We start from the raw sequence: 12,836 nt of genomic DNA on the forward strand, positions 1-12,836 counted from the left end.
AGAAGAATCCACGCCATGCACCATGTCCAGTCTGTCTGAACCGGACAGCCGTGGGCTTGTCCCGGCCATCCACGTCGCTCCGCAAATACGATTTACATTGTGATCGTATCGAAGAGATCGTCCCAATCTGGATTAGTTGCAATGATCAGCCCGACCTTCCAGGCACGTGACCAATGCTTGATGTTGTGCTCGCGCTGGATCGCGCTCTGAATGTGTCGTCGAAGACTTCGAAGTAAACGAGCCGCTTCAAACCATATCGCTTAGTGAAGCCGTCGACGAGGCCAGATCGGTGCTGATACACCCGGCGCACGAGATCACTGGTCACACCGACGTACAGCGTGCCATTCGGACGATTGGTCATGAAATACACGTAGCCGCTCGCCATGTCGTCATACTGCAAGACGTGGATGGCCGGGACAAGCCCGGCCATGACGTGGGGAGAGAGCGAGGACCAAACTTCGGCAGCTCCCCGGGGCTGCGCTCGGTTCCCTACCGCCGCTCACCCCTGCTCAGCAGAAACACCCCCTGCTCGCCGAACATGTTCCAGAACCACCAGGGCATGGCGACGCGCAGGGGACGGCCGTAACTATCGAGGGCGACGGCGCGCTCCATCTTGACGCCGATCTCGTCGCAGAGCTGCACGAAGTCCTTGATGGTGCAGAAATGAATGTTCGGCGTGTCGTACCAGGTGAAGGGCAGATTGTCGGTGCGCGGCATGTGGCCACCGACCAGCAACTGCAGCCGCAGCCGCCAGAAGCCGAAATTCGGAAAGGTGACGATGGCGCGGCGGCCGATGCGCAGCAGGTTCTCCAGCACGACCTTGGGCTGCCGCGTCGCCTGCAGGGTCTGCGACAGAATCACGTAGTCGAACGCGTCGTCCGGATAATCGACGAGATCCGTATCGGCGTCGCCCTGCACCACCGCGAGCCCCTTGGCGACGCAATGGTTGACGCCCTCGCGGGACAGCTCGATGCCGCGGCCGTCGATGCCGCGGCTTTCCAGCAGTTGCAGCAGATCGCCATCGCCGCAGCCGATGTCGAGCACCTTGGAGCCGCGCTCGACCATGCCGGCGACCAGCAGATGATCAGGCCGATAGGCCAGCACCTCGCCGCCAGTGAAGCCGTTCAGCGGCAGCACACCCTGCATGCTCATAGCTCAGTCTCCCTTCGCATGGGCAAGCCCGCGCGCCTTGCCGGCGGAATCGAGAAACGCGCTGGCGATCTCGAAGAACTCGGGGACATCGAGCAGGAACGCGTCGTGGCCCCGGTCGGTCTCGATCTCGGCGAACGACACCCGCGCGCTGGAGGCGTTGAGCGCATGCACCAGCGCGCGCGACTCCGCAGTCGGAAACAGCCAGTCGCTGGTGAACGACACCACGCAAAAACGGGTCTTGATGCCGCGAAACGCCGCCGCCAGCACGCCGTCATGGTCGCCGGCGATGTCGAAATAATCCATCGCCCGCGTCAGATAGAGATAGGAGTTGGCGTCGAAGCGCTCGACGAAGGACGATCCCTGGTAGCGCAGGTAGCTCTCGACCTGGAAATCGGCGTCGAAGGAGAACGTCGGCAGCTCGCGGTCCTGCATGCGGCGGCCGAACTTGCGATGCAAGGCGGCGTCGGAGAGGTAGGTGATGTGCGCAGCCATGCGCGCCACAGCCAGGCCGCGATGCGGATGCGTGCCCTTGTCGGCGTAACGGCCGTGATCCCAGTCGGGATCGGCCATCACGGCCTGGCGGCCAAGCTCGTGGAAGGCGATGTTCTGCGCCGAGTGGCGCGTCGCGCAGGCGATCGCGAGATTGGCGAACACGCGCTGCGGATAGGCCACCGTCCATTGCAGCGCCTGCATGCCGCCCATCGAGCCGCCCACCACGGCGAACAGCGTGTCGATGCCGAGATGGTCGATCAGCATCGCCTGCGCCCGCACCATGTCGGGGATGGTGATGATCGGGAAATCGAGCCCCCACACCTTGCCGGTGGCGGGGTTCAGCGAGGCCGGCCCGGTCGAGCCCATGCAGCCGCCGATCACGTTGGAGCAGATGATGAAATAGCGGCCGGGATCGAGCGGGCGGCCGGGGCCGACCAGCGTCTCCCACCAGCCGGGCTTGCCGGTGACGGGATGGCGGTTGGCGACGTGCTGGTCGCCGGTCAGCGCGTGGCAGACCAGCACCGCGTTCGACCGGTCGGCATTGAGCTCGCCGTAGGTCTGGTAGGCGATCTGGAACGGCGACAGGTCGACGCCGCAATCGAGCCTGAGCGGCTTGTCGGCGCCGAACTGCGCCACCGGCGAGCTCGGATGATCGACCTCGTGCGAGCGCTCGTCGGGCGCGACCGTGCGCAACGCGGATGTAGGCGTCGCAGATTTGGACGTCGCAGATTTGGACTTCGGCGTCAGACCTGTCATGTCTCTCACCCCAGCCATCCGGCCAGGGCTCCCGAACCACGTGACACATCAGGCCATGAAAAACCCGGCCTGAACTGGGGTTCGGCCGGGATCGATAACGTCCCCGGCCTGTTTAGCGAGTTTTTTAACGTGGCTGCAAGCCGGCCGGCTCAAATGACCACGGAACGGGCAGAAACTAGTCCCGCGGGCGCTATTCGTCAAGGCAAGCTGGGGTTGACCGTTGGTCGGGCGCTCTGCCGCAGGTCAGCCAAGCCTGGATGGCGCAAGGTAAACTTGCTGTTGCGCAGGTCCGCGGCATCGGAGAGAACGGCATCCGTTCCTTTGGCCGCAGGTTTTCCCGTGGCCTCGCGAAGAGTGACACGGACCATGTCGAACCCGCCGCCCGCCCCGCCCTCGCTCGCCGATCTGCGCAAGGAGATCGATGCCATCGATGAGCAGGTCCATCAGTTGCTGATGAACAGGGCCGACATCATCGACCGGCTGATCAAGGTCAAGAAGACCCAGGAGGTTGGCTCGGCGTTCAGGCCCGCGCGCGAGGCCGACATGATGCGCCGCCTGGTGCAGCGCCATCGCGGCATCCTGCCGCTCGACACCGTCGAGGGGATCTGGCGCGTGATCGTCTCGACCTTCACCTATGTGCAGGCGCCGTTCTCGGTTCATGCCGACGTGTCGGTCGGCGAATCCGCGATGCGCGATTCCGCCAGGTTCCATTTCGGATTCGTGGTGCCCTACGTGCCGCATTTCAGCGCGCAAGCCGCGGTCGAGGCTGTGGCGCGCTCGAAGGGCGATCTCGCGCTGGTGTCGACGACCTCCGGCCATACGCCGTGGTGGATCACGCTCGAGCCCGTGGGCGCGCCAAAGATCATCGCGCGGATGCCGTTCATCGAGCGCGCCGACCATCCCGCCGCGCTGCCGGTGTTCGCGGTGTCGCGCGTCGCCGACGATGCGCTGGTGCTCGAGGTCGAGACCTGGAGCATCCGCGTCTCCGGCTGGAATGCGCAGGTGTCGCGGGCGCTGTCGCCGCTCGCCGACGTCATCGCGGTGCCCGATACCGCCTTCGACGGCGCCGCACTGCTGGTATCGATCGAGTCGCCGTCGAACCTCGACAAGATCAGGGCTGCCCTGATCGCGGCGGGCGCCTCGGTACGCTCCGCCGCCCTCGTCGGCGGCCATGCGAAACGCTATACGGTTCCGAGCTGAGACGCCTCGCGCCAGTGATGATTTTCCGGAGTTGACGATGAACCGCCCCGTGCCGAACCCCGGCATCCTCGATATCGCGCCCTATACACCGGGCAAGAGTCCCCAGCCGGAGCCGGGCCGCAAGGTTTTCAAACTGTCGGCCAATGAGACCCCGTTCGGCCCCTCGCCGAGGGCGATCGAGGCATTCAAGAGTGCGGCCACTCACCTGGAAGATTATCCGGAAGGGACTTCACGGGTGCTGCGCCAGGCGATCGGCCGCGCCTACGGCCTCGATCCCGACCGCATCGTCTGCGGCGCCGGCTCCGACGAGATCCTCAATCTGCTGGCACACACCTTTCTCGGCCAAGGCGACGAGGCGATCTCCACCGCCCACGGCTTCCTGGTCTATCCGATCGCGACCATGGCCTGCGGCGCCAGGAACGTGGTTGCCGCGGAGACGGAATATCGCACCGACGTCGACGCCATCCTTGCCGCGGTGACGCCGCGCACCAAGCTGGTCTGGCTCGCCAACCCGAACAACCCGACCGGCACCTACATCCCGTTCGACGAGGTCAAGCGGCTGCGCGCCGGCCTGCCGTCGCAGGTCGTGCTGGTGCTCGACGCCGCCTATGCCGATTACGTTTCGCGCAACGACTACGAGTTCGGGCTCGAGCTGGTCGCCACGACCGAGAACACCGTCGTCACCCACACCTTTTCCAAGATCCACGGGCTCGCGGCGCTCCGCGTTGGCTGGATGTTCGGCCCGGCGCATATCGTCGATGCGATCAACCGCATCCGCGGGCCGTTCAACGTTTCCTCACCGGCGATGCTCGCGGCGGTCGCCGCGATCGAGGACACCGCGCATCAGCAGATGTCGAAGACGCACACGGAAACGTGGCGCAACTGGCTGACCGAGGAGATCGGCAAGCTTGGGCTGAAGGTGACGCCGAGTGTCACCAATTTCATCCTGATCCACTTCCCGACCGACAAGGGCAAGACCGCGGTCGAGGCCGACGAATTCCTGACCCGGCGCGGCCTCGTGCTGCGCGCGCTCGCCAACTACAAGCTGCCGAACGCGTTGCGCATGACGATCGGCACCGAGGAGGCCAATCGTCTGGTCGTGGAGGCTCTCAGCGAATTCATGAGGGCGACATGAGCGTCGCGGGGCGATTCGAACGCGTCGCGCTGATCGGCTTCGGCCTGATCGGCGGCTCGATCGCGCGCGCGGCGCGGCTGCAGGGCGTGGCCGGCGAGATCGTCACCACGGCGCGCTCGGAGAAGACGCGCGCGCGTGTCGCCGAGCTCGGCGTCGTCGACCGCGTCGTCGCGAGCAATGAAGAGGCGGTCAAGGACGCCGATCTCGTCATCCTCTGCATTCCCGTCGGCGCCTGCGGTCCGGTTGCGGCCGAGATCGCGCCGCATCTGAAGCCGGGCGCCGTCGTCTCCGACGTTGGCTCGGTGAAAGGCGCGATCGTGCGCGACATGGCGCCGCATCTTCCGGCGAACGTCCACTTCGTGCCGGCCCATCCCGTGGCCGGCACCGAGAATTCCGGGCCCGATTCCGGCTTCGCCGAGCTGTTCATCAACCGCTGGTGCATCCTGACGCCGCCCGACGGCGTCGATGCCGGCGCGATCGATCGTCTGCGTGCATTCTGGACGGCGCTCGGCGCCAAGGTCGAGATCATGACGCCGGACCATCACGACCGCGTGCTCGCGATCACCAGCCACCTACCGCATCTGATCGCCTACACCATCGTCGGCACCGCCGACGAGCTGGCGCAGGTGACCGAGTCCGAGGTGATCAAATTCTCCGCCGGCGGCTTCCGCGACTTCACCCGCATCGCCGCCTCCGATCCGACGATGTGGCGCGACATCTTCCTGAGCAACAAGGATGCCGTGCTCGACATGCTCGGCACCTTCACCGAGGACCTGTCGAAGCTGACGCGGGCGATCCGGCGCGGCGACGGCGAGGCGCTGTTCGATCACTTCACCCGCACGCGCGCGATCCGCCGCGGCATCGTCGATATCGGCCAGGATTCGGCGGCGCCGGATTTCGGCCGGCCGCTGCCGCAGTTGAAGAAGAGCTGAGGTCAGAACAGCGGCGGGACACGGGCGACCTTGAACGGACCGAGCACGACGACGCCGTCGGAGAACCGCAGCGGGAAGGTCCGCGCCTTGCGGCCTTCGAGGGTGGCCTCCTTGCCGAGCGCATTGATGCCAAGTGCGACGCCGACATTGGCGTTCTGCTTGACGACCTTGCCGAGGCCGGGAATGGCGCGGTCGAGCGCACCGAGCAGGTTGTTGACGTCCTGCGACTTCACACCGGGCGCCACGCGGTCGAGCGTTCCCTGCGGCACGCCGTTCTCGAGCATCTTGTCGAGGCCGAGCGCCGGGATGACCTTTTCGATCCCGGCGACCGTCATCTGCACCTCGCCATCGATGTTGCCGTTGGCGGTCAGGCTGAGCGTGCCCGAGGCAACGGCGAGCAACTCGCCCTGCTGGATGCGCGATTGGACGATCTCGACATGACCGCCGGCGGCCTGGATCTCGCGAAACCGCTCCGGCCAGGGTTTGGGCCGGAAGTCCTTCAGACCGGTGACGCGGGCCTGGATGTCGGCATTGAACGGTTCGGCCAGCAGCGGATGACCGCCCTGGATGCTGCCGTTTTCGATCTGCAGCGCAGTCTCCAGCACCGGATGATCCGACGGCGTGCCCTCGGCGAGACGGCCGTGCAATTCGGCATGATCGGCGCGCGCTGCGGGCACGGCGGTGTTGCCCTCGATGCGGTCGATGGTCGGTTGTTCGAACACGAGGTCGGCGCGCTGCGGCGGCCCCGGGAGGCCGCGGACGCTGGCCTCGCCGACGCGCCAGTTCACGGAGAACGACGCCGGTCCACGACCATCGGCAATCGTCGCGGGTCCCTTGAACTCCGCGATGATCCGCTTCGGGTCCCAAACCTGGGCGACGACGAGGATCTCGTCGAGCTTCGCATTCATCAAGGGCGTACCGGCCGCCTGCGAAAACAGCGCCACGCTTGGATCCGTGCAGCGGACCTCGAGCCGGAACGGGAAGCCCGCGACCGAGCGCTTCGCGCAGTCATAGACGCGTCCCGATTTTGCTTCGCGCGCACGCCAGGCGTCGGCCTGGACATCCACTTGCGAAGCGGCGAAGAACCAGAATGCGCTCCACGCAACAGCGGCGATCAGGAGCAGGACGGGAGCGATGAAAAGCCCCCAGCGAGAGCGCCTGCGCGGCGGTTGCGGCGAACGAGACATGCAGGACACCCTTTGGGCAGCAATTTTGGCAATTCGGCGATCACGGATTGTGTATCTAAATTAACAATTCGCGAGCACCGTACTTAGGCTTCCGCATTGATGTCCGCAATGACCCTCTCCGAACCCGACCTTCCCGATGGCGACCTCTGGGTGTTCGGCTATGGCTCGCTGATGTGGCGGCCCGGATTCGCCTTTCTCGAGCAGGTGCCGGCGCGGCTGATCGGCGAGCATCGCGCGCTCTGTGTGTATTCGTTCGTCCACCGCGGAACGCCGGAGAAGCCGGGCCTCGTCCTCGGTCTCGATCGCGGCGGCGCGTGTCGCGGCATTGCGTTTCGGGTCGCAGCAGACAAGCGCGACGAGACCATCGCCTACTTGCGGGCGCGTGAGCAGGTGACCTCGGTCTATCGCGAAGTGACGCGCTCGGTTTGGCTTGAAAACGAAGCGCGCGAGCGGGTGAGCGCATTGGTCTACGTGGTCGATCGCGGCCATGTGCAATATGCAGGCCGGCTGTCGCCGCAGGAGCAGTTGCGCCATGTGCGCCAGGGTCACGGCCAGTCCGGCGCCAATCGCGACTACGTGATCTCGACCGTGAAGGCGATCGAGGCGCAGGGCTTTCGCGACACGCAGTTGCATCGGCTGGCGACGATGCTGCACGATGACGGCCACTCGCTGCATCCTGCGCCAGGCAAGACATAGCCCTCAGGCCTTCACCGGTGCCGGCACCCGGCCAAACAACCGCGCCTGTTCCGCCTGCCCCGCGGCAACGAGCCGGCCGGTCGCCTCTTCGATCACGCTCTGAATCCGCGCCATGAACTCATCGCGCGGCAGGCCAGGCGGCAGCGGATCGAGAAACTCCACGACGAGCGTGCCCGGATAGCGCAGAAATGTGCGGCGTGGCCAAAACAGCCCCGAATTCAGGGCCACCGGCAGGCAGGGTACGCCGCAATCCGTGTAGATCAGGCCAACCCCGCCCTTGTAGTCCGGCGGTGCGCCCGCCGGACGCCGGGTGCCTTCCGGGAAGATCACAAACTGACGGCCGTGCTTCACCTCCTCCGCCGCCCGCCGCATCACCTGCTTCAACGCGCGGGCGCCGGAGCTGCGGTCGATCGCGATCATGTCCGCCTTGACGAGATACTGTCCGAACAAGGGAATCCGCAGCAGCTCGCGCTTGAGAACGAAGAACGGCGCATCGAAGAAATGCAGCAGCGAGATCGTCTCCCACATCGACTGATGCTTGGCGGCGACGATCAGCGGCCCCTTCGGGATCTTCTCGACGCCGCGATATTCGACGCGGATGTTGCAGACGACGCGCATCAACAAGATGTTGCTCTGCGCCCACCAGTTGGCGACGCGCAGCAGTGCCTTGCGGGGCATGGCCAGGGTCGGCAACGCGATCAGCGCCCAGAGCACGAAGTTCGGGTAGAACAGGATGTTGAACAGCAGCGAACGCAGGAAGATCGAGACCATCAGAAACCCAGTTCAATTGGCTTGCGCCGTCGTCGGTCGGCGCGACACCGAGCCGGTTGGCGGATCGACCTCGGGCACGAGATCGAGGCCGAGATCGGCCAGCCGCAGCCGCATCTCGGCGGCGACATATTTGGCGTATTCGGACAGCAGAAGTCGCACCGTCGGCGCGCTGGTCCACCACGGCTCGTCGCGCCATTTCTCGCCGACAACGGCATAGGGAATGAGATCCATGCTTGGCATCGCATGCGAGAGTTCGACGATGGCCCGCGGCATGTGATAGTTCGACGTCACCACGATCAGCGACTTGAAGCCGCGCTCGCTGGCCCATCGCCGCGTCTGCGCGGCGTTGCTGCGGGTGTTGATCGCCGAATAATCCAGATCGACGCAGCAGTTGATGAACGATCGCGCCTCGGGCAGCGACCGGGTGATGTCGCTGGCCTCGTTTGTCGGGTGCACGCCGGAGATCAGCAGCCGCCGGCCATAGCCTCCCGCCAGGAGTTCCACCGCGTCCGATACGCGTGACGAGCCGCCGGTCAGGACCACGATTCCGTCCGCCTTGCGCTCGGGCTGGATCTCGGCGCCCCGCAATTGCGAGAGGAAGCCGACGAAACCGACCGCCGCGACGAAGAAGCCGACCCCGAGCGTCGCCACGGCGCCCGCGACCGTCCGCCACACCGCCACGGTGAGCGGCAGCTTTCGCCTGCTATGGTCGGTCTCCGGCTCCATGCAACGCCTGGCTTGTCCTTGCCTGCCTGCGCGCGGCGCCATGCCGTCGCGCGATCCCGTCGTTCAAGTCCGGGAACGCAGGCAGGTTTCGCCGGCCTCCCGATCACGTTCGCTCGCCGCCGATCCTGGCGCGCGACCTCCGCCGTGTTCGTGACCCAGCTCACCCCGTCCTGCCTCATCCCGGCGCAGACGATTTTAGGCGGTTTTCGGGCCAAGTGAAATCCGCAACGAGACGGCTGGGGATAGAAGCCGCCATCAGTCGATGCTCGCCAGCGTCGTGAACAGGGTCCGGCGTGCGGCCCAGCCGGTCACCGCGGCGATCACCACGGCCTGCAGCGCGATCGCGACATAGCCGAGCGGGCGCAGCGAGAACGTCCCCAGCAACGCCGCGAACTGATCGCCGACGGGGGTGCCGGAGAACCAGTTGGCGATCGACTCCGAGAATCCGAATCCGAGCATCGCAAGGCCGCCGCCGATCACGCCCCCCTCCAGTCCGAGCTGCAGGAAGTGCCGCAGGAAGTGATTGGCGATGTAGCGGTCACCGGCGCCGACGAAGTGCAGCACCTCGACGATCGGCCGGTTCGCGGCCATCGCGCCGCGGGTCGCGAACGACACCGAGATGATGGTGGCCGCGATCACCAGCACGAGAATGCCGAAGCCTGCAAACAGGGTCGCGCCGGTCATCGAGCGCATCCGCTCGATCCAGGCGCGGTGGTCGTCCACGCTGGCGGTCGGCGCAACCTGGGTTACGCGGGTGCGCAGGGCGTTGAGATCGAAGCTGGTGCCGGGCTGGACGCGCGCAATGATCACGCGCGGCACCGGAAGCTCGTCGAACGACAGGCCGCTGCCGAGCCACGGCTCCAGCAGCTTGCTGGATTCCTCCTTGGTGAAGGGCCGGACCTCGACGATGCCCGACTGCCCCCGCATCGCGTCCGTCACCAGGGCAATGTCACGCTCGATGTCGCGGCCGGTCTTGGGACGGACCTGGACCGTGATCTCGCTCGCGACCTCCGACTGCCACTCGGCCGCGGACTCGCTGACCAGCAGCACGCCGCCGGTCGTGATCGAGGCCAGGAAGGTCATGATCGCGACCACGGCGACCAGCGCGCGGCCCGCGATCGAGGCGCGCGGCACGATCGGCGACACGATGCGGGCCTGCGCCGGCAGTTGCGGGCGGTCGTCGCCGAGATCGACCAGAAGGCCGCGATCGTCTACGCTACTCATAGATGTGCAATCGTCCCTGATGCAGCACCAGCCGGCGGGCCTCGTATTGGTCCATCAGCGTGATGTCATGGGTTGCGATGATCACCGCCGTGCCCGAGCGGTTCAGCTCGATGAATAGCCGCAGAAGGCGGCGACCCAGTGTCGGATCGACGTTGCCGGTCGGCTCGTCCGCGAGCAGCAGCTGCGGCCGCGAGATCACGGCGCGCGCGATCGCCGCGCGCTGCTTCTCACCGCCCGACAGGATCGGCGGCAGCGCATCCATGCGCTCGCCGAGACCGACCCATTTCAGGAGGTCGATGACCTCCTTGCGGTAGCTCGACTCGTCGCGGCCCATGACCCGAAACGGCAGCGCCACGTTCTCGTAGGTCGTCATGTGGTCGAGCAGCCGGAAATCCTGCAGCACGATGCCGATGCGCTTGCGCAGATCGGCGATCTCCTCCTTGCTGAGCAGCGAGATGTCGTAGCCGAACAGATTGACCAGGCCGCGGGTCGGCCGCAGCGACAGGAACAGCAGCTTCAGCAGCGAGGTCTTGCCGGCGCCCGACGGGCCGGTGAGAAACTGGAAGGAATGGGCCGGAACCTGGAAACTGAGGTCGCGGAGGATCTCCGGCCCCAGTCCATAGCGCAGCCCAACATTTTCGAACCGAACCAAAGCGTCAGCTCCGTTCGACCGCGTGCGCGGCAGACCCGCACGCTCCAAGCTCAGCGGTACGATGGCCCGATTGAGCGCCCGTTATGGTTTCCGGTTCGTTAACGGTCGCCGTGTACCATTGGCGCGATTGAGTTCCGAAGTTCGTCGACATGGCGGTCCTTGTAGCACGAACTGTCGGAAACAAAGCGGCAATGGCCGTTGGAGAACCGGCGCGATGTTCATCGTTTGCCCTCATTGTACGACATCTTATGCCATCGACTTGGCAACCCTGGGTATGGCCGGCCGCAGCGTACGCTGTTCCCGTTGCAAGGAGGTCTGGCTGGCGCGACCGGAGGATGCGGTCGAGGCGCCCGCCCCCATGCCTGCCATGGCGGAGGCCGGCGCGGCCGCCGCGCCGCGTGACGCCGCCGACGAGTGGGAAGCCCTCGCCCGCCAGGAAGACGACGACGACGGACGCCAGCCCGAGGTGGAAAGTCCGCCGCTGGCCGCCGGCTGGCCCGAGGACGCGCTCGCCGAGCCCGAGGACGACACCGAAGAGGCCGAGCAGCCGGTGCAGAGCGGGGCTTCGCGCCTCGCCGGTCTCCGCACGCTCATCAGGCGCCCGAAATTGCCGGATGTCCCAGGCAATAGGCTGTTGAACCTGCCGGTGCTGACGGCCGCCATGGCGGCGCTCACGATTGCGCTGGTGGTGTGGCGCGCCGACGTCGTCAGGCTGCTGCCGCAGACGGCGTCGTTCTACAAGCTGGTCGGGCTCGAGGTGAACCTGCGCGGCCTGAGCTTCAAGGACGTGAAGGTCGCGACCGAAACCGTCGACGGCAAGCCGGTGCTGGTGATCGAGGGGACGATCGTCAGCCTGACGAAGAAACCGGTCGACCTGCCGCGGCTGCGCTTCAGCGTCCGTGACGCGCAGGGCACCGAGATCTACGCCTGGAACACCCTGCTCGAGCAGACCGCGCTCAAGCCCGGTGAGCGCACGACGTTCAAGTCGCGGCTCGCCTCGCCCCCTCCCGAAGGCCGCAATATCGATATACGGTTCTTCAACCGGCGCGATCTCGCCGCCGGCAGTGCATGATGGTTCCGGTCTCGTGGGTCGCCCGCGGGGCCCACGACACGGAGACGAAACGACATGTCGCGCGTGCTGATCGCCGACGACGAAGATTCGATGCGGACCTTGGTCGCGCGCGCCATTGCCATGGATGGACATGAGATCGTGACGGCGCAGGACGGTGCCGAGGCGCTCGACATCCTGACGCGCGAGGCCGGCGCCTTCGACCTGTTGCTGACCGACATCCAGATGCCCATCATGGACGGCATCGCGCTGGCACTGTCGGCAGCACGCGATTTTCCCGACCTCACCATCCTGCTGATGACCGGCTTTGCCCATCAGCGCGAGCGGGCGTCGAATCTCAGCGCAATCGCACACGACGTCATCACCAAGCCGTTCTCGGTCGCCGACATCCGCACCGCGGTGGCCGATGCGCTGGCGTCGAAGGCGGCGAAGGCGTAGGCGCCTGCGCGAAGCGTCGCCTGCCAGACGCCGGATGGCTCGCGCATTGGGATCTGCCCCTTAGCTGCGATCCGCGGTATTCCTGCATTCTCCGCTGCCGTCCCTGCGAACGCAGGGCCCCATAACCACCGGCGGCTGTTGAAGCACGACGCTGGTCCCCCATCGTGTGCAATGACATCGTCCTGTGGCTATGGGTCCCGGGTCGGCACCACGCCGTCGCTTCGCGTCGTCGTGGCTTGCCCGGGACGACAGTTACATTTTGGCGCACGCCTGCATTCCCGCGGCGTATCTCGCCCGAGCTCTGCCGGTCGTCGTCGCCCTCAACAGGTCGGAGGGCGCAGGGAATGCCGGGTGAAGGCCTCACCCATGGCCCGCCTGCGAAAAAAATGCAGGCGGCAGGTACCAC

13 protein-coding genes, 1 pseudogene and 1 riboswitch are annotated in these 12,836 nt (G+C 66.1%); of the genes and pseudogenes, 6 read left to right on the top strand and 8 right to left on the bottom strand.

Annotated features, from left to right (window positions below; all coding sequences use genetic code 11):
* Positions 1-92: 92 nt before the first annotated feature.
* The 3 genes and pseudogenes from QX010_RS32845 to QX010_RS32855 all read right to left on the bottom strand — a co-directional run bounded on the left by QX010_RS32845 (position 93) and on the right by QX010_RS32855 (position 2,409).
* Positions 93-430 (bottom strand): annotated as a pseudogene (locus QX010_RS32845) (GIY-YIG nuclease family protein).
* Positions 431-489: 59 nt separating this feature from the next.
* Positions 490-1,152 (bottom strand): methionine biosynthesis protein MetW, encoded by a 663-nt coding sequence (gene metW, locus QX010_RS32850; protein WP_316183684.1) that lies wholly within the window; start codon positions 1,150-1,152, stop codon positions 490-492.
* Positions 1,153-1,155: 3 nt separating this feature from the next.
* Entirely contained in the window at positions 1,156-2,409 is a 1,254-nt protein-coding gene (locus QX010_RS32855; protein ID WP_315805722.1) for a homoserine O-acetyltransferase, read from the bottom strand.
* An 82-nt stretch (positions 2,410-2,491) separates the two neighbouring features.
* Positions 2,492-2,571, bottom strand: a riboswitch (SAM riboswitch).
* A gap of 195 nt (positions 2,572-2,766) precedes the next feature.
* Here QX010_RS32855 and QX010_RS32860 point away from each other — a divergent pair.
* The 3 genes from QX010_RS32860 to QX010_RS32870 are packed head-to-tail and all read left to right on the top strand — an operon-like array spanning position 2,767 to position 5,667.
* Positions 2,767-3,600 (top strand): chorismate mutase, encoded by an 834-nt coding sequence (locus tag QX010_RS32860; RefSeq protein WP_315805721.1) that lies wholly within the window; start codon positions 2,767-2,769, stop codon positions 3,598-3,600.
* A 37-nt stretch (positions 3,601-3,637) separates the two neighbouring features.
* Positions 3,638-4,735, top strand: coding sequence for a histidinol-phosphate transaminase (gene hisC / locus QX010_RS32865; protein WP_316183685.1), 1,098 nt, complete (start codon positions 3,638-3,640; stop codon positions 4,733-4,735).
* A complete protein-coding gene (locus QX010_RS32870) occupies positions 4,732-5,667 on the top strand; it encodes a prephenate/arogenate dehydrogenase family protein (RefSeq protein ID WP_316183686.1) in 936 nt (311 codons plus the stop codon). The genes hisC and QX010_RS32870 overlap by 4 nt, the downstream gene beginning before the upstream one ends.
* A 2-nt stretch (positions 5,668-5,669) precedes the next feature.
* Here the strand turns inward: QX010_RS32870 and QX010_RS32875 are convergent, their stop codons facing one another.
* A complete protein-coding gene (locus tag QX010_RS32875; protein ID WP_316183687.1) occupies positions 5,670-6,854 on the bottom strand; it encodes a DUF2125 domain-containing protein in 1,185 nt (394 codons plus the stop codon).
* Between the two features lie 99 nt (positions 6,855-6,953).
* Here QX010_RS32875 and QX010_RS32880 point away from each other — a divergent pair, with 99 nt between their 5' ends.
* Positions 6,954-7,550, top strand: coding sequence for a gamma-glutamylcyclotransferase (locus QX010_RS32880; RefSeq protein ID WP_410052004.1), 597 nt, complete (start codon positions 6,954-6,956; stop codon positions 7,548-7,550).
* Positions 7,551-7,553: 3 nt separating this feature from the next.
* On the opposite strand, the gene QX010_RS32885 is transcribed toward QX010_RS32880, so the two are convergent.
* From QX010_RS32885 to ftsE, 4 genes are all read right to left on the bottom strand, one after another.
* A complete protein-coding gene (locus QX010_RS32885) occupies positions 7,554-8,321 on the bottom strand; it encodes a lysophospholipid acyltransferase family protein (RefSeq protein ID WP_316183689.1) in 768 nt (255 codons plus the stop codon).
* 12 nt (positions 8,322-8,333) lie between these two features.
* On the bottom strand, positions 8,334-9,047 hold the full coding sequence (locus QX010_RS32890; RefSeq protein WP_315805715.1) for a YdcF family protein: 714 nt from the start codon (positions 9,045-9,047) through the stop codon (positions 8,334-8,336).
* 255 nt (positions 9,048-9,302) lie between these two features.
* Positions 9,303-10,271 (bottom strand): ABC transporter permease, encoded by a 969-nt coding sequence (locus QX010_RS32895; protein WP_315805714.1) that lies wholly within the window; start codon positions 10,269-10,271, stop codon positions 9,303-9,305.
* Complete coding sequence (ftsE, locus tag QX010_RS32900) at positions 10,264-10,923, bottom strand: cell division ATP-binding protein FtsE (protein WP_315805713.1); 660 nt, start codon at positions 10,921-10,923, stop codon at positions 10,264-10,266. Before ftsE ends, QX010_RS32895 begins: the two co-directional genes overlap by 8 nt.
* A 214-nt stretch (positions 10,924-11,137) precedes the next feature.
* Between ftsE and QX010_RS32905 the strand changes: the two genes are divergently transcribed.
* Both QX010_RS32905 and QX010_RS32910 read left to right on the top strand, forming a co-directional pair.
* Positions 11,138-11,995: an MJ0042-type zinc finger domain-containing protein gene (locus QX010_RS32905; protein ID WP_316183690.1), complete on the top strand. Its 858-nt coding sequence runs from the start codon at positions 11,138-11,140 to the stop codon at positions 11,993-11,995.
* 54 nt (positions 11,996-12,049) lie between these two features.
* Positions 12,050-12,430, top strand: coding sequence for a response regulator (locus QX010_RS32910; RefSeq protein ID WP_315805711.1), 381 nt, complete (start codon positions 12,050-12,052; stop codon positions 12,428-12,430).
* Positions 12,431-12,836 lie beyond the last annotated feature (406 nt).

This window comes from Bradyrhizobium sp. SZCCHNRI1009 (genome assembly GCF_032487575.1).
GTDB lineage: Bacteria > Pseudomonadota > Alphaproteobacteria > Rhizobiales > Xanthobacteraceae > Bradyrhizobium.